21 protein-coding genes and 5 tRNA genes are annotated in these 25,463 nt (G+C 36.0%); 20 read left to right on the top strand and 6 right to left on the bottom strand.

Translation table 11 applies throughout. The annotated features are described in order from the left end of the window. Positions 1–38: 38 nt before the first annotated feature. Positions 39–1,019 carry a class II fructose-bisphosphatase gene (gene glpX / locus ABN080_RS04890; protein WP_349440505.1) on the bottom strand — a complete coding sequence of 327 codons (981 nt, stop codon included), beginning with the start codon at positions 1,017–1,019 and terminating at the stop codon, positions 39–41. 205 nt (positions 1,020–1,224) lie between these two features. Between glpX and ABN080_RS04885 the strand changes: the two genes are divergently transcribed. From ABN080_RS04885 to ABN080_RS04840, 10 genes are all read left to right on the top strand, one after another. After that, entirely contained in the window at positions 1,225–4,260 is a 3,036-nt protein-coding gene (locus tag ABN080_RS04885) for a DUF2339 domain-containing protein (protein WP_349440504.1), read from the top strand. 96 nt (positions 4,261–4,356) lie between these two features. Continuing rightward, entirely contained in the window at positions 4,357–4,761 is a 405-nt protein-coding gene (locus tag ABN080_RS04880) for a GFA family protein (RefSeq protein ID WP_349440503.1), read from the top strand. A gap of 220 nt (positions 4,762–4,981) precedes the next feature. Beyond that, positions 4,982–5,641 (top strand): LuxR C-terminal-related transcriptional regulator, encoded by a 660-nt coding sequence (locus ABN080_RS04875; RefSeq protein WP_349440502.1) that lies wholly within the window; start codon positions 4,982–4,984, stop codon positions 5,639–5,641. Continuing rightward, positions 5,625–7,457 carry an excinuclease ABC subunit UvrC gene (gene uvrC / locus ABN080_RS04870; RefSeq protein WP_349440501.1) on the top strand — a complete coding sequence of 611 codons (1,833 nt, stop codon included), beginning with the start codon at positions 5,625–5,627 and terminating at the stop codon, positions 7,455–7,457. Before ABN080_RS04875 ends, uvrC begins: the two co-directional genes overlap by 17 nt. Positions 7,458–7,512: 55 nt before the next feature. After that, positions 7,513–8,061 (top strand): CDP-diacylglycerol--glycerol-3-phosphate 3-phosphatidyltransferase, encoded by a 549-nt coding sequence (gene pgsA / locus ABN080_RS04865; protein ID WP_072068332.1) that lies wholly within the window; start codon positions 7,513–7,515, stop codon positions 8,059–8,061. Between the two features lie 141 nt (positions 8,062–8,202). Beyond that, positions 8,203–8,278 (top strand) — tRNA-Gly (locus ABN080_RS04860). A 25-nt stretch (positions 8,279–8,303) separates the two neighbouring features. Next, a tRNA-Cys gene (locus tag ABN080_RS04855) sits at positions 8,304–8,377 on the top strand. A 5-nt stretch (positions 8,378–8,382) separates the two neighbouring features. Then, positions 8,383–8,469 (top strand) — tRNA-Leu (locus tag ABN080_RS04850). Between the two features lie 127 nt (positions 8,470–8,596). Further along, positions 8,597–8,683 (top strand) — tRNA-Leu (locus ABN080_RS04845). Between the two features lie 158 nt (positions 8,684–8,841). Further along, positions 8,842–8,928 (top strand) — tRNA-Leu (locus ABN080_RS04840). A gap of 51 nt (positions 8,929–8,979) precedes the next feature. Here the strand turns inward: ABN080_RS04840 and ABN080_RS04835 are convergent. The 3 genes from ABN080_RS04835 to copM form a co-directional block, all read right to left on the bottom strand. Continuing rightward, positions 8,980–10,149 (bottom strand): iron-containing alcohol dehydrogenase, encoded by a 1,170-nt coding sequence (locus tag ABN080_RS04835; RefSeq protein WP_349440500.1) that lies wholly within the window; start codon positions 10,147–10,149, stop codon positions 8,980–8,982. A 239-nt stretch (positions 10,150–10,388) separates the two neighbouring features. Further along, positions 10,389–11,300, bottom strand: a complete 912-nt coding sequence (locus ABN080_RS04830) for an AraC family transcriptional regulator (RefSeq protein WP_072068330.1) — start codon at positions 11,298–11,300, stop codon at positions 10,389–10,391. Positions 11,301–11,468: 168 nt separating this feature from the next. Next, positions 11,469–11,834, bottom strand: coding sequence for a CopM family metallochaperone (gene copM / locus ABN080_RS04825; RefSeq protein WP_196554095.1), 366 nt, complete (start codon positions 11,832–11,834; stop codon positions 11,469–11,471). A 289-nt stretch (positions 11,835–12,123) separates the two neighbouring features. Here copM and ABN080_RS04820 point away from each other — a divergent pair, with 289 nt between their 5' ends. The 5 genes from ABN080_RS04820 (at position 12,124) to ABN080_RS04800 (ending at position 16,024) form a co-directional block, all read left to right on the top strand. Then, positions 12,124–12,909 (top strand): class I SAM-dependent methyltransferase, encoded by a 786-nt coding sequence (locus ABN080_RS04820; RefSeq protein ID WP_196554096.1) that lies wholly within the window; start codon positions 12,124–12,126, stop codon positions 12,907–12,909. A gap of 198 nt (positions 12,910–13,107) precedes the next feature. Then, the gene (locus tag ABN080_RS04815; protein WP_196554097.1) at positions 13,108–13,527 is read left to right on the top strand and encodes a hypothetical protein; all 420 of its coding nucleotides are present in this window, start codon (positions 13,108–13,110) and stop codon (positions 13,525–13,527) included. 459 nt (positions 13,528–13,986) lie between these two features. Then, on the top strand, positions 13,987–15,216 hold the full coding sequence (locus ABN080_RS04810; RefSeq protein ID WP_349440499.1) for a sugar transporter: 1,230 nt from the start codon (positions 13,987–13,989) through the stop codon (positions 15,214–15,216). Positions 15,217–15,349: 133 nt separating this feature from the next. Continuing rightward, entirely contained in the window at positions 15,350–15,682 is a 333-nt protein-coding gene (locus ABN080_RS04805) for an SMR family transporter (protein WP_349440498.1), read from the top strand. Between the two features lie 33 nt (positions 15,683–15,715). Beyond that, entirely contained in the window at positions 15,716–16,024 is a 309-nt protein-coding gene (locus ABN080_RS04800; RefSeq protein ID WP_349440497.1) for a putative hemolysin, read from the top strand. Positions 16,025–16,113: 89 nt separating this feature from the next. Here ABN080_RS04800 and dsbB read toward each other — a convergent pair whose 3' ends face one another. After that, the gene (gene dsbB / locus ABN080_RS04795; protein WP_109407670.1) at positions 16,114–16,638 is read right to left on the bottom strand and encodes a disulfide bond formation protein DsbB; all 525 of its coding nucleotides are present in this window, start codon (positions 16,636–16,638) and stop codon (positions 16,114–16,116) included. Between the two features lie 174 nt (positions 16,639–16,812). Further along, positions 16,813–18,357, bottom strand: coding sequence for a sodium/proton antiporter NhaB (nhaB, locus tag ABN080_RS04790; RefSeq protein ID WP_072068322.1), 1,545 nt, complete (start codon positions 18,355–18,357; stop codon positions 16,813–16,815). A gap of 233 nt (positions 18,358–18,590) precedes the next feature. On the opposite strand from nhaB, the gene fadR reads away from it, so the two are divergent. From fadR to ABN080_RS04765, 5 genes are all read left to right on the top strand, one after another. Beyond that, complete coding sequence (fadR, locus tag ABN080_RS04785) at positions 18,591–19,310, top strand: fatty acid metabolism transcriptional regulator FadR (RefSeq protein WP_072068321.1); 720 nt, start codon at positions 18,591–18,593, stop codon at positions 19,308–19,310. Positions 19,311–19,784: 474 nt separating this feature from the next. Next, positions 19,785–21,089: a D-amino acid dehydrogenase gene (locus ABN080_RS04780; RefSeq protein WP_349439094.1), complete on the top strand. Its 1,305-nt coding sequence runs from the start codon at positions 19,785–19,787 to the stop codon at positions 21,087–21,089. Between the two features lie 13 nt (positions 21,090–21,102). Further along, a complete protein-coding gene (gene alr / locus ABN080_RS04775; RefSeq protein ID WP_197269096.1) occupies positions 21,103–22,215 on the top strand; it encodes an alanine racemase in 1,113 nt (370 codons plus the stop codon). 49 nt (positions 22,216–22,264) lie between these two features. Continuing rightward, positions 22,265–24,583 carry a carbamoyltransferase HypF gene (hypF, locus tag ABN080_RS04770; RefSeq protein WP_349440496.1) on the top strand — a complete coding sequence of 773 codons (2,319 nt, stop codon included), beginning with the start codon at positions 22,265–22,267 and terminating at the stop codon, positions 24,581–24,583. A gap of 79 nt (positions 24,584–24,662) precedes the next feature. Further along, positions 24,663–25,415 (top strand): MipA/OmpV family protein, encoded by a 753-nt coding sequence (locus ABN080_RS04765; protein WP_109407664.1) that lies wholly within the window; start codon positions 24,663–24,665, stop codon positions 25,413–25,415. Positions 25,416–25,463 lie beyond the last annotated feature (48 nt).

Genomic DNA, 25,463 nt, shown 5'->3' with positions numbered 1-25,463 from the left:
ATTTTTATGTCTCAAGGAGCAGGAGATAAACTGAAAAATTAACGTAAATGGTAATTTTCAATATAACGTAGTGAATGTGTTGAACCATTAATCACTAAAGAATGTGTTTGTAGATATTGGGATTGTTGGTTAACACCAGATAAAAGATCACCTGCCGTAATGGCGGTTGCTGCAAACATCACATCTTGATTACGAACTAATGTATCTAGTGATAATTTGATATTTACATCGGTTCCCATTTTATGACAGCGAGCAATTTCACTGACAGCAAACTCTCTATTTTCTGCAGTATTTCCTTTTGCGATGTCACGTGTAATCAGACGAGCTTGCATATCACCACCAAGTGCTTTAGCTATCGCAGCACTAATAACACCTTCAGGAGCTCCGCCAATACCGTACATAACATCAATACTATTATTTGGCATTGTGGCATATAAAGAAGCAAGAACATCACCATCAGGTAGTGTAATCACATTGATCCCTTTGGAACGAAGGTCGTTAATAATATCGTGGTGGCGAGGTTTGTCTAAAATAGCTAACGTAAGTCGCTCAAGTGATTTATTTAGTGTTTGTGCAATAGCATCAAGGTTATATTCTAGGCAGTGGTTCAGATCAATGACACCAGCAGCTTGTTTACCGACAATTAATTTTTCCATATACATATCGGGAGCTTGTAGAAAACTGCCTTCAAAACCTGCAGCTAAAATAGCTAGAGAATTGTTTTCACCCGTTGCTACCATGCGAGTACCATCAATAGGATCAACAGCAATTTCTATTTTTTCACCTTTTCCATTACCGACTTGTTCACCGATATAAAGCATCGGTGCTTCATCTATTTCGCCTTCACCAATAACGATTTCACCATTGATATTTAAGCTATTTAAACGTGCTCTCATGGCACTTACGGCGGCATCATCTGCTGCGTTTTTATTTTGTTTTCCGATCCAAGGCATGGCTGCAATGGCCGCTGCTTCTGTTACAGAAGCAATTGCGTTAGTTAATTCGTCATTTAATTTCATATTATGAGTGTGTTTTTTAGTACAAATGGAAGATTAAGGGAGTTGATAGATCATACCTTTTTTTTGAAATTGTGTGCTAGGTTTAAATCAAGAGTTCTTGAATTTGATTATTTAGGAATAAACTAAGATAAATCTGTGAAAATTAAAGTATAACTAAGGTTAAGAGACTAAATTACATGGTGTATTATGCAAAAGGATTAGGTTGATGGATGATTTTCTGACGCTCATTGTTACGATATTTGTCGTGGTATCTTTGTATTGGCAATATCATACCTATACAAACACTCATTCATTGTTGTATCGAATTAAGCAACTTGAAGAAAAGCTTACCGAACAACAAGCTAAATTACTTAAGTTTTTAAATAAAAATAGCTCTGCAAATGAGAGTGCAGAGCTTGATGATAATAAAAATGAAATAGGCGATTTATCGTGTGAAATAAAAAGGGAGCCAAAATCAACTGCATCAAATTATCAGCCTAAAACAAGTACATTCATTAACAAAACAGAAGAAATACAAAATAAGGTTGAAAATAAAGAGCCAGCTGTTTATCAACAAGCACAAGTATCAAGAGAAACGACATTTGATAAAGTTTCTCCTAAAGAACACCCCCCGATCGCAGATGCTTCTATTAGCAAAGCACTTAATGTGGAAGATCCACACACCAATAAGTCAACCTGCTCTAAGCCGGAACCAAAACCTTACCAACCTAAAATTTCAACGAGTCGTTTTGCCCATCGTTATCAAAACGAGCCAAAAAACACACCAAATGAAATATCGCCCACCCCACTACCAGAGAATAGTGTGAATGTAGCGAGATCTAATCAATCTGGCGCTCAAACTGATAATTTAGGTACAACAATAGCTCAAGCCAGACCCGCATCACAATATAGACCCGCTTTAAATCCTCGCCCAAAACGTCAACAAAAATCGATTTTGGGACTTATTTGGAATTGGGTAGTAACAGGAAATCCGTTAGCTAAAATAGGGATGTTATTACTCTTTTTTGGTCTATCTTATTTACTTAAATACAGTATTGAAAATGAGCTTGTCTCAGCATCAACACGTTTAATGATGGCTGGAACAGGATGCTTGGTCTTATTAGGTCTCGGCTGGTGGCTTAGAAAGAAAAATCTGATGTATGCACTTATTTTGCAAGGAGGCGGAATTGGTGGGCTGTATATCACAATTTTTGCAGCGACCAAAATTTATGATTTTATTCCTATTGGCATCGCGTTAGCCATTATGGTGTTTATTTGTATAGTCAGTGTTATTTTAGCTGTTCTTCATCGAGCAATTAGTTTAGCGGTATTAGCTTCATTAGGTGGTTATTTAGCACCTGTTTTATTGTCTACAGGTAGTGGTAATTATATTGCATTGTTTAGCTATTATCTTATTCTTTCCATTGGCATTCTTATTATTAGCCATTGGCAAGTTTGGCGTTTATTAAATCTTATTGGTTTTGTTTTTACTTTTGGTATCGGTTTTATATGGGCAATACCAAATTACGCTCATGCCGATTATTTACCTTGCCAGCTATTTTTAATTGCAAATTGGTTGATTTTTGGTGTTGCAACGGAACTTTCAACATTAAAAAATAAGCTGAGACTCAATATTTCTTTTGATGCCACATTATTATTCGGTACACCATTAATTGGTTTTATCTTCCAACACCGATTAGCATCAGATTGGGAATACGGTGTTGCTATTGCTTCATCTCTTTATGGATTAGCCTATTTTGCATTGAGTTGGTTTGTCCTTAAACGCTATCGCGAAGAGGGTAAATTACTGGCTATTGCTTTCTTTATGCTATCAGCCACATTTGCTACTTTAGCCGTACCATTTGCTTTCTCTGCTGAATGGACATCTATGGTATGGGCAATTGAAGGCGTTATGATCCTTGCGTTTTCTGTTTTACAGCAACAAAAGAAACCAGCTATTGCCGGGACTATTTTAGTTGCTATTTCCTTTGTTCTACTATTTAACATGCGTGTTATTTCGTTAAGTGATTGGCTAATGTTTATAACACAAATGATTGTTGTATTTGCAGTGGCGATACTGTGGTATCGAGCTAAATTTATTAATATCGATAACCGTACTATTGGATATGTAACTCTATTTATTGCTGCGGTGAGTTGGGGATATTGCGTATTTACTTTACAAGAGTATGGCGAATATTGGTTCTCTCCGAGTGCGAAAGCCATTACTTTTGCTTTTATTCTTATTAGTTGCTGGGGAATGTATTTTGTAGGTAAAAAAACACAATTCTCTGAATTAGCGAGTTGCTCTGTTTTATTGTGGCCAATGTCAGCACTGATTATGTTAGTGTACATTTTCCAAGCTGGATCATTAATTGACAATTGGTTAAGTACCATTGTATGGATAGCAATATTTGCGAGTGGCTTCTATTTACTTAAGGTTAATACATTATTGCCTACACAAAGGTTAAATAAAGCATTAATTCATGTTATGCATCTTGTTTTTATTGGTTTGTTCTTATTCACTGAAATAATTTGGCTAATTGATACTACTTATCTTTATGTAAGCCTGCATTTTGCCAGTGTTATTTTTTCCATAAGCTTATATATAGCAATAAGCACTATACTTGTTATGAAAGTTAATTGGATTAAAGCGTATCTAAATACTTATTTAGTAATAACAGTACCTGTTTTAGCTTTACTAGCTCTTTCTTTAATTTTTGCCAATATGAATAATGGTACTGAAAGTGGTGTTAAATTTATACCACTTTTAAATTTGATGGATCTCATGGGAATTGTTGGAATATGGGTTGGCTATAAATTTATTTTAGTAATGAAACAGTCTCCTAAATATCAACAGCTATTACAAAATAATTTTCCATTATACAATTATATTATTCCCGCGATGATTTTCTGGTGGGCTAATGGAATTTTATTAAGAGGATTAGCCTTTATTACTGATATTGACTGGACAATGTATGAGATCATTAACTCTAAAGTGATCCAAACAGTATTAGCTATTATCTGGGCAATTACTGCAGTAGTGACGATGATGATGGCAACACGCAAAAAATCACGTTCAAGTTGGTTTATTGGAGGTGGGTTATTAGCAGTTGTCATCGCTAAACTCTTCTTAATTGATACATCGTTAAGTAGTGGATTACTTAGAGCATTGGCCTTCATTGGTGTTGCTATACTGATTTTGTTAATCGGTTATTTCTCACCATTACCGCCTAAAAAGCAAAATCAGAAGACAAAAGCGTAGGAATATTTGCGTTTAAAAATACTTATTTGGGGAACTAAATCATGCATATAATCTTAAAAAATTTATGCATGATTTAAAAAGAAGAGGAAAGTATCAATGCATCAAGGCCAATGTCTGTGTGGTGGTGTTAAATTGTCAACCACACGAAATATCTCTGAGCTCAGTGTTTGCCATTGCAGTATGTGTTTACGTTGGAATGGTGGCCCAGGATTTTCTATTGATTGTCAGTCAGATTTGAATATCGAAGGTGAAGAAAATATCATACGTTATGATTCATCATTATGGGGTGAGAGGGCATTTTGCAAGCATTGCGGTTCTCATCTTTTTTATCATCTGAAAGAAGCCAACATTTATTATGTATCAGCAGGATTGTTTTCTGAAACAAAAGAAAGCAAGCTTACTCTACAAATTTATATAGATAATAAACCTCACTATTATAATTTTGTAGAAAAAACGCCGATGCTTACAGAAAAAGATATTATGGATATGATTAATAAATAATCTTGGTGCTATTTATTGATTTTTTGTATTTAAATTTTTGATTGCAATAAAGGCTCGTTTATACGGGTCTTTATTTATATCTGAACAGTTAATGATATTAATTTAATGAAAATAAGATAAGGTTGGTAAAAAACTAGAATGTTAATGAGCAATGCAATATGATAATTGAGTTTTAAATAAACACAGATTTTTTAACACCTTAACTAAAAAGGAAAAATTATTGATAAACACAATAATAATAAGTCAGGCTGAGTTATTTAGCTTGGGGATAAAAACACTTCTTAGTCAAATCAAAAAAATCAATATTAGAAAAATCATGACTGATGAGACAGAAGCATTCCGCTATTGTCGTCAGTTTTCTGTTAATCTTATTATTATCTACTCATCTCCTTCAGTTTCATTAATTAATTCAATAAAAAGGATTAAACGTTCATTCTTATCAATTAAAATTATTGTTATTTCACCTAGTACTGATTCCATTTTATCTATACCACTTCTTCAATTAGGAATTGAAGGCTTTGTGGTCATAGATGCCTCGAGTGAAAATATTCTTCAAGCCATTCGACAAGTATGCATTGGCCAGCGTTATTTAAGCCAAGAGTTTGCTATGGATATTGCACTGGCTAAATTACAAAAAAATTTGAATCCATTACATCATTTATCTGAAAGAGAGCTGCAAGTAATGTCTATGATAATTAGAGGAAAAAAAATCACACAAATTGCAGATGAGTTAAATCTCAATACAAAAACAGTAAATAGTTACCGTTATCGAATGTTTAGTAAACTTAAAATCTCAGGTGATGTAGAATTAACTCATATAGCAATACGTTATGGGTTAATTGAGATAGAGAGTCATTTACAAAGTGGAAGACAAATTTGACGCCAAAGCATTCTTAAGTCGAGTCACTGATAAACCAGGTGTTTATCGAATGTATGATGCAACAGATACTGTAATTTATGTCGGTAAAGCCAAAGATCTGAAAAAGAGGCTTTCGAGTTATTTTCGTGCGCAAGTAAATAGCCGTAAAACCGAGGCATTGGTTAAGTGTATTGCAAATATTGATGTGACTATTACACATACAGAAACAGAAGCATTGTTGTTAGAGCATAGTTACATTCAGCGCTATCAACCTCGTTATAATGTGTTATTACGAGATGATAAATCTTACCCTTATATTTATTTAAGTGGGGATAAACACCCAAGACTAGCTAGCTACCGTGGTGCAAAGCATGCAAAAGGGGAATATTTTGGGCCTTTTCCTAACTCTTTTGCAGTAAGAGAAACCTTAGCATTGATGCAAAAACTATTTCCTATTCGTCAATGTGAAGATAGTGTGTATCGCAATCGTTCAAGGCCTTGTTTACAGTATCAAATTGGTCGCTGCCTGGCACCTTGTGTGAAAGGTTATGTTTCAGACGAAGAATATGCTCAACAAGTTAATTATGTAAGGCTTTTCCTTTCTGGTGATGATACACAAGTGATTGAAGGCCTTGTGACTCGTATGGAAGAAGCAAGCCAAGATTTACGCTTTGAAGAAGCTGCACGTATTCGTGATCAAATTCAAGCAGTAAGACAAGTAACGGAAAAACAATTTGTTGCCAATATTGGTGATGATCTTGATGTGATTAGTGTTGCTTTTAATGGTGCAATTGCTTGTGTGTATGTTCTCTTTTTCCGACAAGGTAAAGTATTGGGAAGCCGAAGTTATTTTCCTAAAATTCCAGCAAATACTTCCCTTGATGAGGTAGTTCAAACTTTTATTGGTCAATTTTATTTGCAAGGAAGTGCTATTAGAACCTTGCCGACTGAAATTCTGCTCGATTTTAATTTGGAAGATAAAGCGATCCTTTCTGAATCTATCTCATCTATTGCAGGGCGAAAAATTCAAATTCAAACTAAACCTCGTGGTGATAGAGCGCGTTATTTGAAATTAGCTAGAACGAATGCAGCAACAGCATTAGCTTCAAAACAAGTCGAACAATCGACAATTTCACAACGCTATGCCTCATTGATGTCTCTTCTTGATATGAAAGAGATAAAACGAATGGAATGTTTTGATATTAGTCACACTATGGGAGAACAAACTGTGGCTTCATGTGTAGTATTTGACATGAATGGCCCATTAAAATCGGAATATAGGCGTTATAATATTAGTGGTATTACTCCTGGTGATGATTATGCGGCGATGAATCAAGTACTCACTCGACGTTATGGTAAATCATTAGAAGAAAATAAAGTTCCTGATATTATCTTTATTGATGGTGGTAAAGGGCAATTAGCACAAGCAATAGAGGTATTTGATTCTCTGGATGTTGATTGGGATAAGTCACACCCTAAATTAATTGGTGTTGCAAAAGGGAGTGATCGTAAAGCAGGACTTGAAACCTTGTTTTTTGTCCCTGAAGGTGGAGGTATGGCATTACCTTCGGATTCACCGGCGTTGCATTTGATCCAACATATACGTGATGAATCGCATCGTCATGCAATAACTGGGCATCGTCAGCGTAGAGCGAAAGTGAAAAATACTAGCTCATTAGAGTCTATTGAAGGTGTAGGGCCTAAACGTCGTCAAATGCTATTGAAATATATGGGGGGGCTACAAGCTTTACGAGATGCAAGTGTAGAAGAAATTGCGAAAGTCCCCACAATTTCGACAGCATTAGCAGAAAAAATATTTAATGCGTTGAAACACTAAGTGTATTGATGCACCATATTAATAACTCTCACTTTTCTAGGTCGTGTAGAACGCTATGCAACTAAATATCCCAACTTGGCTAACTCTATTTCGTGTCGCTTTAATCCCATTCTTTGTTTTGGTGTTCTATTTACCATTCAAAGATGCGCCATTAGTATGTGCTATTATTTTTATGGTAGCCGCTGCAACTGATTGGTTTGATGGGTTTTTAGCACGTAGATTGAAACAAACTACTCGCTTTGGGGCTTTTCTTGACCCAGTGGCAGATAAAGTAATGGTTGCAACTGCACTTGTTTTAATTACAGAGTATTATCATGAATGGTGGATAACTTTACCAGCAGCAACCATGATCGCTCGTGAGATAATTATCTCTTCATTAAGAGAGTGGATGGCAGAATTAGGGAAACGCAACAGTGTTGCTGTTTCTTGGATTGGAAAAGTGAAGACAACCGCACAAATGGGATCGTTAGTTGTGTTATTATGGCGTCCTACGGTTGAAGCAGAATGGTTTGGATTTGCATTATTGTATGTCGCAACCGTGTTGACTTTTTGGTCAATGTTTCAATATTTGAGCGCTGCATGGTCAGATTTGCGTGAAGCTTGATCGAAATGACTGAAAATTCACCGAACAGTCAAAAAGATGCAAATATAGTGTTGACTAGATTCAGGAAATCAGTAGAATGCAACGCATCGAAAGGCACAACGGTTTACAGAAATAAATAAGTAAATCAGCAAGTTCGGTAAAGCGGGAATAGCTCAGTTGGTAGAGCACAACCTTGCCAAGGTTGGGGTCGCGAGTTCGAGTCTCGTTTCCCGCTCCAATCTCTCATGAGATTGAGCAGTTGAGGCGCGTTGGCAGAGTGGTCATGCAGCGGATTGCAAATCCGTGTACCTCGGTTCGATTCCGGGACGCGCCTCCATTAATGCCCAGGTGGTGAAATCGGTAGACACAAGGGATTTAAAATCCCTCGGCTGTAAGGCTGTGCGGGTTCAAGTCCCGCCCTGGGCACCATCTCTTTTAGATAAAGAGTTTGGTGCAAAAGAAAAGTCCATTAATGAATGGCATTGTGTAGTAGTTAAGTCGTCCATACCAGTATTTATCTTAGTAATAAGAATTTACGGGCGCACCACAGAATTTAGCCCAGGTGGTGAAATCGGTAGACACAAGGGATTTAAAATCCCTCGGCTGTAAGGCTGTGCGGGTTCAAGTCCCGCCCTGGGCACCATATAAAATGCGGACCTTAATTTAGGTCCGTTTTTTCTTCCACTGCACATTTAGTGAAAGAAAACATATTAAGTTAGTTGTTTTAGATGTAAATGTTTTAAATTTATTTGTTACCTTGTTTTATTAGCAATATTATTCGTAACGAGTAAATACAATTTAGCCCAGGTGGTGAAATCGGTAGACACAAGGGATTTAAAATCCCTCGGCTGTAAGGCTGTGCGGGTTCAAGTCCCGCCCTGGGCACCATATAAAAAACGGACCTCGATGAGGTCCGTTTTTTTGCTTATTTAAATCGTATTAAAAACAGTCTTCCAAGATAGTAAGTACATCATTAGTTGTTAACTTTTTATAACCTTTGCCAATAATTGTTGTGGATTGAGCAATTATTGGTAGCATCTCTTTTGTTGCACCTAGTGCTTCTAATGAAGTTACAATACCGCACTCTTTTATGAAACGTTCAAGTGCATCAATACCTTCAAGTGCAATTTGATCTTGAGTTTTACCTTCAGTAGAAATCCCCCACACTTGAGTGGCAAAGCGTACAAATTTTTCAATGCCGAATTTATAGATAAAACGATAATAAGGTAGAGAAATTGCAGCAAGCCCCATTCCATGGGCGCAATCGGTATAAGCCCCCAATTGATGTTCAATCATATGAACTTGCCAATCTTGTGTTTTTGAAAGCCCTGTCAAAGTGTTTAATGCTAGAGTTGCATTCCACATTAGGTTACTTCTTGCTTCATAATCAGTTGGATTTTTAAGTGCGATACGCAAATTATCAATAGAAGATTTTAATAAACCTTCAATTAAATAATCGGTTGTATTTGCGCCTTGATCTGAAAAATATTGTTCCATCAGATGGGACATTGTGTCGTATACACCACTCACCATTTGATATTGAGAAACCGTAAAGGTATATTCTGGATCTAAAATTGAGAACTTAGGAAATACATTGGCAGGAAAAACACGGCCAATTTTATATTTTGTTTCTTCATGCGTAATGACTGAACCGCCATTCATTTCAGAGCCTGTTCCTACCATAGTAAGAATTGATGCAACAGGAACAATTTTATTTTCAATTTCTTGATATTCAACCCAATACTTTTGGAAAGGATCTTCATTTTCACAATAAGCAGAAACAGAGATACCTTTAGCACAATCAATAACGGAACCTCCACCCACAGCTAAAATTAAGCTGACATTATGTTCACGTACTAATTGAGCACCTTCCATCATTTTCGCATAGGTTGGATTGGGCATAACACCAGATAACTCAACTACTTTTTTTCCTGCATGTTTAAGTATTGCCATGACTTCGTCATAAAGGCCATTAGATTTGATAGCATTACGGCCATACATCAGCATGATGGTTTCGCCATAATGTGATAACTCATCATTTAATTTAGCAAGAGAGTTCTTACCAAAATGAATGGTTGTCGGATTGTAGTAAGTGAAATCGAGTTGCATTTTGATATCCTATTGCAATATTAAGTTGATAGCTATCCCATTGAAGTATAGTCTTTTTTTAACCTCAAGAGATATAGTCTCTTTCTGTTGATATAAATGCTATCGTTTTCGCATTTAGATATGAATGTCCGATCTTCTTAGTCTCTTGCCTAATTTTCCAAAAAACTAAAAAAGTGATAATAAATAATATAAATAGGCAATAAAGATAAAACGATTGAGCTTATGAAAAGTGATTATATTCAAACATTATTAGATTCTTTGAGCATTTTAATATCAGTTGCAGGTGGAGCTCCAAACAATCGACTATATTCACGACTGAATTGAGACGGGCTTTCATAGCCGACACGAAATGTTGTTGTTATTGCACCTAAGTTTTCAGTTAACATTAATCGTCGAGCTTCGTTGAGGCGAAGTTTTTTTTGAAATTGAAGTGGTGTCATTGATGTCATTGTCCGAAAATGAGTATAAAAAGCAGATTTACTCATTCCTGTGTATGACGCTAATTCATTAATATTTAGTGGTTTTATAAAGTTATTTTTTAACCAATCAACGGCTTTTGATATTTGATGGCTATGACTACCTGCTGTAACGATTTGATTTAATCGCTCACCTTGCTCTGTGATCAGCAAACGATAAAAAATCTCACGTTTTATACCTGGAGCAAGAATTTTAATACTATCAGGGGTATTCAGAAGATCGAGCAAGCGAATAAATGCATTTAATAGAGGTTCTGATAATTCACCAATCGCAATTCCTTTTTGAGCACTTGAATTTAAATTAAATATTAATTCACTATCAACGATCAGTTGAGATATTTCTTGTAGATCTAATTCCATTACAAGCCCTAAAAAAGGTTTATCCTCACTGGCTTTCATAATATTTGCCATTACAGGAAGCTCGATGGAAGAAATTAAAAAATGGTTGGCATCATAAATAAAACTTTCTTCCCCTAAAATCACTCTTTTTTCACCTTGAGCAATTAAGCATATACCTGATTTATGTGTATGACTGGTAATAGAGGTAGGGGAAGTCCAGTGCGTTAATGCTAATCCTGGAATTTGGGTATCAAAATAATGCGTATTGTGAGTCCACTTTGCAATTTGCATGGCAAGTTTTTGGGTTAATAACGCCATGTTTTCTCTATTATTCATGTAGACTCCATACAGGGTAAAGCCAAGAATATTACTCTAATAATAAAATTATAATGTATGAGATGAATATTAGACAATTATTTGATTTAGCTTGAATAGGAAATTTGGCAGGAAATGTTAAAAATAAAATGGACTATGACCCGAAAGATCATAGCCCATATAAATCTATTATTTATTAGTTTTATTTTTTTCTAACCATTTTTGCATTTGTTCAATTTCAGGGCCTTGAGCATCAATAATGGCTTGAGCTAGCTTGCGCATCTCAGGATCTGTACCATATTTTAATTCAATTTTAGCCATATCAATGGCACCTAAATGGTGTGCAATCATGCCATCAGCAAAAGCAACGTCTGCATTATCAGTGTTCATTCCTTTTGCCATATCAGCATGCATTTTATTCATAGATTCATTGAGCTCTTTTTGCATTGGAGAGCTATTATGCGATGCATCCATATTCATATGTGTATTGTTTGCCATTGCACCAAAAGAAATAGCACTCATTAAAATAATAGTGGCAGGTAAAATCTTTTTCATAACAGTTTCCTTTACTTTATCGTGAAATTGTTATCACTTTAAAGATTCCCCTTAGGGGAAGGTCAATGTTGTTATCCAAAGTTTAATATTCTTTACTTTTAATGACGCAATTACAGAGTAATTTGTTTAACTCTTTCTATTTCAATAAATTTCATCTTACAGTTAAAAATTTATTTATTGTGTCCTTTAAGATTTTCTTTATAAAAAAAGATAAAAGTAATGATAACTATTCCCATCAAATGTTTTTTATTATAAAGTTGTATTATTAATGCAACTTTATGGTGGCAATATGGAAACTCAAACAACAACACAATCTATATCTCAAGAGCAGCCAAAAGCAGGTCATACTTTTTTAGCTAGTTTAGGAAAAACACGCTTAAGACCGGGGGGCGTAGAGGCTTCTGATTGGTTAATTAATAACGGGCATTTTACATCCTCAAGCTATGTTTTAGAAATTGCATGTAATATGGCGACAACGTCAATTGAAATAGCGCAAAAATATGGTTGTCATATTATTGCTATAGACATGGATGAAAAAGCATTAGCTAATGCACAACGTAATGTTGAAAATGCGAAGTTATCACATCTGATTCAGCTAACGAAAGCCAATGCCTTATCTCTGCCTTTTCCCGACAATAGCTTTGATGTTGTTTTAAATGAAGCGATGTTGACAATGTATGCGGATAAAGCTAAAGCTAAATTAGTAAAAGAATATTATCGTGTTTTAAAACCCGGTGGTTTGTTATTAACACATGATATTATGAAAAAAAATAATGACGTAGATAAAGATAATTTAATTGGGGTAGTGAAATCGAACGTGGCTCCTATGTTTAAGCAAGAGTGGCATGACTTGTTTATTAATATTGGGTTTTCAGAAGTAAAAATAAAATCGGGCAATATGAGTTTAATGTCACCTACAGGTTTAATCCGTGATGAAGGTTTACTTAGAACAGCAAAAATAATTAAAAATGGGTTGAAAAATAAACAGAATAGAGAAAGGTTTTTATCCATGTTTCGTTTTTTTAGAGAAAATCGGCATCATTTAAATTATATTGCGTGTTGTTCTAAGAAATAATTTTTATTAAGATAAATTTATATATTGATTATAAGCACCTACAATTAGGTGCTTATTTTTTATAAAAATAAGAGTAATTAGAACTGTATATCTCGGTAATAAAATGTAAAAAATAAAAAGAATCGTAATCCAGATTGAACCTGATTTATTTAAACTATATATATTAAAAACAGAGATAACTAATATATGGAGTTAAAGATGAAACAGATACTCATTATTGCAGGAGGACTTTTATCACTGACAATCATGTTGGCTATTTTTATTGCTATTTTAATGGTGTCTGTTTTTAAAGAAACAACGGCTGAAATTTGGAATGAAGGTCGTGAAGTCATTGAAAATTCATCATCAAAAATGAGCGAAACAATTTCTACTGTAGAAGCAAAACGCGATACGCTTATGGCTGTCTATAAATCAAAAGAGAATAATGGTAGTTGTCAGCAATTAGCTCAAAAGTTAAATGAGGTTGATAGCGCGCTTTCTAATGGGCGTTTAATTTTGCCTCGAACGGCTGTTGAACAAATTGCTACTATTAAAAATGCTTTTGATGAATCAACTTCACCCACAAGAAATATAGCTTGCGAGCAAGCAATTCAAGTTATTGATAATTTAAGCCAGTAATTGATATATCCTTCCTGTTTTTATTCGTTTTTTATCTCAATATAAGAATATTTTGAATAAATAAATTAATATTTCTTATCATAATTCAATGAATAGCCTGCTTATTTTTACTCGAATTTGTTTATTTTTATTATTTTAATCAGATTGCGAATGAGATATTTATATCTACAATTTAATATCCTGAGAATATGTTAACGTTAAAAAGAAGTTGTACTAGGGATTTAAAGTCATAAGATGAATATGCTAAAATTGATAGCTGATTCGCTTTAGCTATCAAATTTAGTTATAACTTGGTTTGTTTTTTGTTTTTAAAAAACGCATTTTTTGTATTTATGCCATTTTTTATTACCAATAAATTTAAGCTCTTTAGAGTAAGTGGGCAAAGCGAGTTATATGAAGGCTTATATTATAAAACAATGATATATACATCAATATTATTTAAGAAAACATCGATTAATTATGAATATCACAACACCAAACATAAATGAAGTAAGCCGCCAAACAGCGTGGATTAGGGTAATAATATTGTCGTTTGCAGCTTTCGTTTTTAATACAACAGAATTTGTTCCGGTTGCTCTGTTAAGTGATATTTCTGAAAGCTTTGGAATGATCCCAGCTCAAACAGGTTTAATGATCACCATATATGCTTGGGTGGTTGCTTTAATGTCATTACCATTAATGATAATGACAAGTAAAATTGAACGCCGTAAGTTACTTATTATATTATTTATTCTTTTTATTTTAAGTCATATTTTGTCTGGTATTGCATGGGATTTTAAATCGTTGATTGCAGGGCGTATAGGCGTTGCTTTTTCTCATGCAGTTTTTTGGTCTATTACTGCCTCATTGGCAATTAGAGTAGCGCCTCCTGGTAAGCGAGCACAAGCATTAGGTTTATTAGCAACAGGAACAGCATTAGCTACGGTTCTTGGGTTACCTATTGGGCGTGTTGTTGGGCAATGGTTAGGATGGCGTGCAACATTTATGGGAATTGGTGTTTTAGCTTTAATTACCATGTTTGCGTTAATGCGTTATTTGCCTTTATTACCCAGCGAGCATTCAGGATCATTAAAAAGTGTACCTGTATTATTAAAACGTGGGCCATTAATGGGGATTTTCCTGTTAACAGTTATTGCTGTTACTGCACATTTTACGGCTTATAGTTATATCGAGCCTTTTGTTATTGATATTGCAAAATTAGATCAAAACTTTGCTACGTTAGTTTTACTTATTTTTGGTGGTGCTGGCATTATTGGTAGTGTGCTATTTAGTCGTTACAGCGCCAAAATGCCAACATCTTTTTTATTCTTTGCACTCATTTTACTTACTGCTTGCTTAAGCTTATTAATGATAAGCAGCCAAAATTTAACGACATTTATTGTGTTGATTATATTTTGGGGGATTGGCTTTATGTGTATCGGCCTTGGTATGCAAGTTAAAGTGATTGATTTAGCTCCAGATGCAACAGATATTGCGATGTCTATTTACTCCGGTATTTTTAATATTGGTATTGGTGCTGGGGCTTTGATTGGTAATCAAGTTATCTTACATGCGGGTATGCCAAACATGGGGTATGCAGGCATGATATTAAGCATTATTGCTGTTATTTTGTGTGGCTTTATTTTTAGTCATTATCGCGTTTCTATGGGGGGAAAACCTCGTAAAAAGAATCAGCTTCACAAACACTAAATAAGTATTTTTATTTTAAAAGGCGTCTATTCAATATGAAAGATGCCTTTTTTATTTGTTGTAGATGAATATCCTTAATATGGCTTGTGATAGAATTCACAAAATTGACTTTGTATAAGATTAAGGCGAAAAAATGAATGGATTAACTTACCTAATATTGGCGATTATATCGGAAGTAATTGCGACAACAATGTTAAAAGCTTCTGAAGGCTTTAGTCGATTATATCCATCAATTGTTGTTGTCATTGGCTATTGTTTTTCTTTTTGGGCACTTTCTCAAGTGGTAAGGGTTATGCCATTGGGTATTGCTTATGCAATATGGAGTGGTTTAGGAATAGTGCTAGTTTCTGTTGCGGCTGTTTTTATTTATCAACAAAAACTTGATTTACCAGCCATTATTGGTATGGGATTGATTATTGCTGGTGTTTTAGTCATAAACTTACTTTCAAAAAGTGCTTCACACTAATAGTGAATAACAGCAGACATTAGGGTGTCTTTGATGCAAAAAAAATTTAAAACAACATGTTATCTGTTTATGTTAGCTGGCTTGGGTTTTATTACAGGATGCAGTAGTTCAACTCAGACACAATATTCATCAACACAAGCAGTGAATAAAAGCAGAACAATACCGGCAACAAGTCTTAGTGTTCCTTTAGATGAATCGGCTAAGGCAACATGTGTTTTTTCAGGAGGGATACCTTCTTTAAACTATGAATTACATGGTGGGCAAACACCAGTGTGTCAATTTGCTAATGGTAAACGCTGTAGTGAACAGGCATTGATTGACGGTGCGTGTATTCCAGGTTAAAACTGAATTAAAACATATTATTTAGTTAATGTTTAAGCCTTATTTTACGAAGATAAATAGCCCTTAGCGACACACTAAGGGCTGTTTTTTTATTCTTTTGATTTAAAAGAACTGGTGATTTGGCTCATTAAGACCAATAGACCCACAACAAAGTAAGCAGAGAAAATAATTAGCATCCACTGTGGCATTTCTAATGTTAAGAATTGCCATTGGCTGACAGAGCAGTCACCCGTTGCTTGGAATACAGCAGGGAACCAATTTTGTAATGCAAACCAAGAAGGTAATGTGACAAAGAAATCACATGTTGCAAAAGGTGATGGATTAAGAATAAGTTGCGTATGCTCCCAAGCCAGCTCAATGCCTCGATAAGCTGAATAAAGCCATAAAAAACTACCTGCCATACGCATGAGTGCCATTTTGGGTGCGCTTGCACCAATGAATGCGGCAACTAATATTCCTAATACTGCGATGCGTTGATAAACGCACATCACACAAGGCATTAATTCCATTCCGTACTGAAAATACAATGCAGCACCTTCAAGACCTATTGCCGTTAATGCAAGCAATAGCCATGAAAAACGGCGTTGTGACCAGTGACGAAGAGCAGTCAGCATAATAATGTCCATTTAAATATTAAAATAAGTGTCTATTTTGCCCAAAAATCAAGCGCAAAAAAAGTTAAAACTTGTTATTTCACAAATATTTACATTCAACCTTCTTTTAATGAAAAAAATAGGACTTTTATCAAGTAAAAGTCCTATTTATGTGGTGTAACTGTAGAACTATTGTTATGGAATAGCAACTAAGCCTATTTCATAAAACCAATGTGTTGTAGGAACTAGCCAGAATTCAACTGCCAGTAAACCAAATAATGTCATTACAATAGTATATGGCAGAGCCATTATTACCATTCGTCCATACGATAAACGAATAAGCGGAGATAGCGCAGAGGTTAATAAAAATAGGAATGCTGCTTGGCCATTAGGTGTGGCAACAGAAGGTAAGTTTGTACCTGTATTAATAGCAACACCAATATGTTCATATTGTGATTGACTAATTAATCCATCTTGTAACGCTGTTAAGGCTTCGCTGATATATACAGTACCCACAAAAACGTTATCTGAAATAGCAGACAATAGACCATTAAACAGATAGAAGAGAGAGAGCTGTGAGGACTCTGAAGCTTGGAGTACAAACTGAATAATTGGACCGAATAATTGTTGGTCAATAATAACAGCAACAATAGAGAAGAAAACGGTCAATAGCGCAGTGAAAGGTAAGGCTTCTTCAAATGCTTTACCGAGCGCATGCTCTTCTGTAATACCACAAAATGCAGTTGCAAGAATGATAACAGATAAACCAATAATACCGACTTCTGCTAAATGAAGAGCTAAAGCAACAATTAACCAGATCCCAATTAATGCTTGAACCATCAATTGTGCTTTTTCTTGAGAAGTGCGTTTTTCACTGTTTTTCTTATCGTACTCAGTTAAAACTTTACGAACTAAATCAGGTAATTCAGCGCCATAACCAAAAATTTTAAAGCGCTCTACCAAATAGCACACAGCAAGGCCTGCAAAGAAAACAGGGATTGTTACAGGTGACATTCGAATAAAGAAGGTCACAAAATCCCATTCTAAATGTTTTGCAATGATCAGGTTTTGCGGTTCACCTACCATGGTCATTACGCCACCTAATGCAGTACCTACACCAGCATGCATCATTAAGCTACGTAAGAAAGCACGGAATTGTTCTAATGTTTGTTTTTTCTCTGCGGTATCAATAAATCCATCATTATTTAGCTCTGTTCCTGCTTGGTTAGAGGCGAAATTATGATAAATAGAGTAGAAACCGAGAGAAACACTGATCACAACAGCGATAACGGTTAAAGCATCTAAAAAGGCAGATAAAAAGGCACTTGCAAAGCAAAAAGCGATAGATAACATTCGTTTAGAACGAATGGATAAAAGCAATTTGGTAAAAGCAAAAAGCAATAATTGCTTCATAAAATAGATACCCGCAACCATGAAGACTAAAAGTAAAATAACTTCAAGGTTGTTGGCAATTTCATGACCAATCTGTTTTGGGCTAGTCATTCCAATAATGACAGCCTCAATGGCAAGTAGTCCTCCGGGTTGTAATGGGTAACACTTTAACGCCATAGCCAGTGTAAAAATAAATTCTACAACTAATAGCCAACCGGCGACAAAAGGGTCAACAAAGAAAAAAATCAGTGGGTTGATAATTAAAAAAGTAAGAATAGCAAGCTTATACCAATCGGGAGAATTTCCCATAAAGTTCTTCAGTAGTGCTTGTCTTATACTCATATCCATTAGGTTTCTCATCCTCCAAACAGAGATTTTAAGCGCAATCACGCGCGATCTAACCATAGTACGCGTTAATTGCTGTGAAATTAAGCGCGTTAGTAATAATAAATTGATAAAACTACATCAGGTTTTATGATGCCACTCACTATTTAATGATGGTTGAGCTATATCAAAATTACGCATTCTGATATTATCTTTTTCATTATTAGCAGAAAAATCGCTTCGGAAGAAATAAAAATATGGTTATTAAGGCTCAAAGCCCCGCAGGTTTCGCGGAAGAGTATATTGTTGAAAGCATCTGGAATAATCGATTTCCCCCTGGATCTATCCTACCAGCGGAACGTGAACTGTCTGAATTAATTGGTGTAACAAGAACCACATTAAGAGAAGTATTACAGCGCCTTGCTCGTGATGGATGGTTAACTATCCAACATGGAAAGCCAACAAAGGTAAACAATTTCTGGGAAACATCTGGCCTTAATATTCTTGAAACTGTAGCTCGTCTTGATCATGATCGCGTACCGCAATTAATTGATAATTTATTGGCGGTAAGAACCAATATTTCAGCTATTTTTATCCGCACTGCATTTAGAAGCAATCCTGAAAAATGTATTGAGGTTTTAAATCATCAGCTAACGACAGAAAATAGTGCTGATGAATTTAGTGAATTAGATTACAACATTTTTCGTGGCTTAGCTTTCGCATCAGGTAATCCAATTTATGGTCTTATCCTCAATGGTTTGAAAGGTCTATATACGCGTGTTGGTCGTTACTATTTTTCAAATATTCAAGCCAAAGAACTTGCTTTAGCATTCTATAAAAAATTAGCTGCATTGTGTGAACAGAAAGATGTTGAGCATGTAATGGAATGCGTTCGTCAATATGGTAAAGATAGTGGAATTATCTGGCAAAGCTTACAATCACCACTTCCTAGTGATTTGGAAGAAGTTAAACGCTAATTTTTTGTAATTTTTGTCATAATAGAAAAGGCCAGTATCCTCATTGATTTGTGATGCTGGTTTTTTTATGTTTTAAAAAAATAAAGTGCCATATTTTAGGCAATGCTTTAAATAGGCTAATTTTAGTAAAAAGAGTTACCAAAGTTAGTTAATTAAAAAATTATAATCTAATATTTCGCCTATGTTTAGTTTTTAATAAAAACCGCGTTCGGGTTTTCTACGGATAAAATTCTCTTTTAAATAAATTAAATTATTAATAAATATTCTTATAATTTATTGATAAATACATATCTTGTTGATTTTAATTGTTAATTCAGCGATTTCTCGTTGAAAAAAACTTATTCAACAATAGCCAAGTGTGACTTAACTCTAAAATTTGCTTTTTTATTCGCCTAGATGATTATTCTATATTGGCTTTTTGTGTATGGAATATTATTCTTATGTTATATCAATGTAAATTATTGGAGTCTTGCCATGAAAGTGATCATCTTAGGTGGCGGCGTTATTGGTGTAACGAGTGCGTGGTATCTTGTGCAGCAAGGGCATGAAGTCATTGTTGTTGACAGACAAAGTAGTGCAGCAGAAGAAACTAGTGCGGGCAATGCTGGTCAGATATCGCCAGGATATGCAACCCCCTGGGGTGCTCCGGGCATTCCATTAAAAGCAGTAAAATGGATGTTCCAGAAACATGCGCCCTTAGCCATTAAACCGGACGGTTCACTTTTCCAATTACGCTGGATGTGGCAAATGTTACGTAATTGTGACGCGTCACATTACACTATGAATAAAAGTCGCATGGTGCGCATTGCTGAATATAGTCGTGATTGTATCCGTCAATTGCGTCAAGATACAGGAATTGAATATGAAGGGCGCCAAGGGGGAACTCTTCAACTTTTTCGTGATCAAAAACAATTTGATAATGCCGCCAATGATATTGCTATCTTAAAGCAAGAGGGTGTTGCTTATGAATTATTGACGGCAGAGCAACTTAAATTCGCAGAGCCTGCATTAGAGCATGTTAGTCATAAACTCACCGGTGGTTTGCGTTTACCAAATGATGAAACAGGTGACTGCCAAATTTTTACGAAAAAGCTCGCTAAAATGGCAGAAGACGCTGGTGTTACATTCTTATTTAATAAAGAAATCAAACATTTATTGTTTGATGGTGATAAAGTAGCGGGCGTTCAATGCCATGATGGATTACTTACCGCGGATCATTACGTTGTTGCTATGGGTTCTTATTCGACGGAATTTTTGAAAAATAAAGTCGCCATTCCTGTTTATCCGCTTAAAGGTTATTCACTCACGATGCCGATTATTGATGCTTCAAGAGCACCTACATCAACTATTCTCGATGAAACCTATAAAATTGCGGTAACACGTTTTGATGAGCGAATTCGTGTTGGTGGAATGGCAGAGGTCGTTGGTTTTAATTTGGATGTTTTAAAATCACGCTGTGAAACATTAAAAATGGTTGTACAAGATCTCTATCAAGGTGGCGGTGATATAGAAAAAGCCACATTCTGGACAGGACTAAGACCCATGACACCAGATGGTACGCCTATTGTCGGGCCAACGGCTTATCGTAATTTATCTTTAAATACGGGGCATGGCACATTAGGTTGGACGATGGCATGTGGCTCAGGGCAATTATTGGCTGATTTAATTTCAGGGAATAAACCTGCGATTGCTGCTGATGATTTATCAGTGTTTCGTTATATCGATGGCTTTAATACTAAATTGCTCTTACCAGGGCAAAAGCTTGATGCTGCTTATTAATTGAGGAAAAAACATGTCCAGACCCACAAAAGTAACCATTAACCTCGATGCTTTAAGCCATAATTTGTCTGTTATCAAAGAGAGAGTGAAGGGCAGCAAAGTGTGGTCTGTTGTGAAAGCAGATGCTTATGGGCATGGATTATCCTGTGTTTGGCCAGCATTGAGTCATACAGATGGCTTTGCATTAATTGAATTAGACAAAGCCATTATGCTAAGAGAGCAAGGATGGGTTGGACCCATTCTTTTACTTGAAGGTTTTTTTAAACCTGAAGATGTCTATTTATTAGAACGTTATTCTCTGACAACAACAGTGCATTCCGATTGGCAATTTGATGCCATAGAAAAAGCACAATTAGATCGCCCCATTAATATCTATCTTAAACTTAATAGTGGAATGAATAGATTAGGTTATCGTTCTGATGTTTATCAACAAGCTATCGCCCGGGCTAAAAGTATCAATAACATCGGTTCTATTATTCAAATGTCGCATTTTGCTAATGCAGATACAGGGCTGAATATGGATGCGCAAAAAGCGGTAATTAATCAAGCAATGGTCAAAGAATTACCTCGATGTTTAGCAAATTCGGCAGCAACATTGTTTTACCCTGAAACATATCAAGATTGGGTGCGACCAGGCATTATTTTATATGGTGTTTCGCCTTCGGGGATTTGGCAAGATATTGCTGATTTCGATTTACAACCCGTAATGACATTTAATAGTGAGATATTAGCCATTCAACAAGTGAAAAAAGGTGAGCAGATAGGTTATGGCAGTCGATATATTGCTGAGCGTGATATGCGAATAGGGGTTGTTGCTTGTGGTTATGCAGATGGTTACCCAAGACATGCACCAGATGGTACACCAGTTATTGTTAATGGGCATCGAACACAATTGGTAGGGCGTATTTCGATGGATATGTTAACCGTTGATGTTACGGATTTCCCTGATGTCACTTATGGTAACCCCGTTGAATTATGGGGTGAACAGCTCCCAGTTGACGATGTTGCAACAGCCTGTGGCACTATTGGTTATGAATTACTGTGTGCAATAGCTCCTAGAGTTACAGTTGAAGTGATGATAAATCTACCTAATTCCACTTTTTCTGATCTAAATGAAAGTTGTTGATAATCACTAAACTAGAATAAGCTTAAATTTATTTTGATTTGGTGATCCTATGAGTAACGGCATTGCATTGCGTGTGAAAGGTAAGGTTCAAGGCGTTGGTTTTCGTCCATTTGTTTGGCAATTAGCCCATCGTTTTGGTTTATTAGGGCAAGTGAGTAACGACAGCTTAGGTGTATTAGTGCACTTAACACCCTCACCTAAAAATACATTGTTTATCGAAGCATTAAAAGCCGAATGCCCCCCATTAGCGCGCATTGAACGTATAGAAGAATCACCCTATCAATGGGAACAGTTACCGACTGACTTTATTATTGTAAAAAGTGGTGGTGGCGAAATGGATACACAAGTGGTACCTGATGCCACGACTTGCCAAGCATGTATTGATGAACTGTTTGATCCCCAAAACCGTCGTTTTCATTACCCTTTTATTAACTGCACACACTGTGGACCTCGTTTTACTATCATAAAAAAAATGCCTTATGATAGGCCATTTACCTCGATGTCTGAATTTCCATTCTGTCCTGAATGTAAACGTGAATATGAAGATCCTGCAGACAGACGATTCCATGCTCAGCCTAATGCATGCCCTGTGTGTGGGCCTTATATTTGGCTTGCAGATAAGCAGGGTGAAGAGTTAGCAATTAAAGAGTTTGCATTAACTCAAGCCTGTGAAGCGTTACATGCTGGAAAAATTGTTGCTGTTAAAGGTGTTGGTGGTTTTCATTTAGTATGTGATGCACGTAATAATAAAAGCGTTGCATTATTACGAAAACGCAAATACCGACCTGCGAAGCCGTTAGCTGTGATGATCACTGGAATTGATCAAATTAAAGAAGATAAGCAAGATCCTGATTTTCTTCCAACAGCTATCCAAACTTTGCAAAGCACTGCGGCTCCAATTGTATTAGTCCCTAAAACTGCTGTGTCTAAGCTTTCGGAGCTTATTGCACCGGGATTAACTGAAATTGGTGTTATGTTGCCAGCCAATCCATTGCAACATTTATTAGCGCGTGGCACGAATATTCCACTGGTTATGACATCAGGAAATGCATCTGGTCACACTCCTGCGTTAAGTAACGAAGATGCTTTAATGCAACTGTGTGAGATTGCTGATCTATTCTTGATGCATAATAGAGAGATTATACAGCGAGCTGACGATTCATTAGTGCGTATTGAAGATAAGCAGAGTGTTATGATCCGCCGTTCTCGTGGCTATGTTCCTGATGCTATTTCATTACCTGACGATTTTGAGCCACAACCCTCAGTGCTTGCAATGGGGGGTGATCTCAAAAATGTATTTTGTTTATTACGTCAACATCAAGCCATTATGGGGCCTCATTTAGGGGATCTTGATGATTTAAGTGTGCGTCAACAACTGATGAAATCATTAGATCTTTTTCAGCAAATTTATCGCTTTACGCCTAAAGCAATTGCGATCGATGCACACCCGAATTACATTAGCCATCAACTGGGTAAACAATTCGCCCAAGCGCAAAATATCCCTGTCATTGAAGTTTTTCACCATCATGCACATATTGTTTCTTGCCTTGCTGAACATGGTCATACCCATCAGCAAGGTGCTGTAGTAGGTATTGCACTTGATGGTTTAGGCTTCGGGCAAGATGGTTCTTTATGGGGAGGGGAGTGTCTACGGGTGGATTATCAAAAATCAGAACGAATAGGTGGGCTTCCGGCTGTTGCGATGCCCGGAGGTAATCTTGCCTCGATTCAACCTTGGCGAAACTGGTTCGCACATTTAGCTACTTTTTCTAAGAATTGGCAAGGTAGTGTTATCACCCAATTGATACCTAGTAATGATTTGCAAATATTAAGTAAGGCAGTAGAACGTGGTTTCAATTCACCTAAAGCCTCTTCTTGTGGGCGTTTATTTGATGCGGTTTCAGCATCATTAGGATTAGCCCCTAAAGAGATAAGTTGGGAAGGTGAAGCGGCTTGTTATCTACAAACAGCAGCATTAGCGTGCCATCAGGAAAAACAGGCAGAAATCATTAAGCAATATGGGCATTTAATGCCGGTAAAAAACAGTATGCTTGATTTGTCGGTTTTTTGGTCGCAGTGGGAAGGTGTAAAACTTAATGTCAGTGAAAAAGCATGGTTATTTCATTATCTATTAGCTGAAGGTTTAGGCGATATTGCATTGCAATATGCAGATAAATATCAGATTGACACCATTGTACTTACGGGTGGTGTATTAAATAATACATTGCTCAAACATATGTTTCAGAAAAAATTAAACAATAAAAAAGTACTCGCCCCTATGATGTTACCAGCCGGAGACGGTGGTATTGCATTAGGGCAAGCACTGATTGCTACACATTTAATGCAAAACAAAAATAATTATAGGTAAAATAATATCAGTATTAGTTAATTGTGACTGAAATTGGTTTTTGGTTGCTACTTTATTAATGACAATATGGAAAATCATCGTGAGTAATAAGAAGATTATCATTTCTTTAGCCGTTATTGCAGGACTTAGCACACCAGCAGCATTTGCTGGAGAATGGTCAATTGGTGGCTCGGTCTTAGCACAAGTCACTCCCTATAAAGGGGCTAAATCAAAAGATTATTTATTACCAGTGCCACAAGTTAACTACCAATCAGAAAACTTCTATTTCGCAACGTTAGCTGCGGGGTATTACTTGTGGAACACCCCTAAAGATCAACTTTCTGTTGATTTACACTATTATCCTCAAGCTTATAAGCCAAGTGATAGTGATGACGAGCAAATGAAAAAATTGAATCGTCGTCGTGATACTATGATGGGGGGTTTTACTTATAAACACCATGAATCATGGGGTAGCTTAAGAGCGATTGTTTCTGGTGATATGCTGGGTAAAAGTAACGGTATTATCGCTGATGCCGCCTATTTATATCCTTTCGAATTAGGTAATTGGTCTTTCCAACCGGGTGCGGGTATTGTTTGGGAAAACAAAAAGCAAAATCGTTATGCGTATGGTATTACTCATGCAGAATCACAGCGTAGTGGTTTAGCTGAATACACGCCAAATGATAGCTGGAGACCTTATTTCGAGATTTCAGCTAACTACAAATTTGCTGAAAAATGGAACTTCTTTGCTATGGGGCGTGTTGACCATTTACCAAGCGAAGTCAAAGACAGCCCAATGGTGAATAAGTCTGTAACTGCGATTGTGTGGACTGGTGTGACTTATACATTCTAATTAATGACTGTATAACGCTATAGATATTTAAATAGGTCATTTATGACA

The organism is Proteus sp. fly-1089 (assembly GCF_040138965.1).
Lineage (GTDB): Bacteria > Pseudomonadota > Gammaproteobacteria > Enterobacterales > Enterobacteriaceae > Proteus > Proteus vulgaris_B.
The sequence above is the reverse complement of the archived record's forward strand: the minus strand, read 5'-3'. Positions and strand labels throughout refer to the sequence as shown.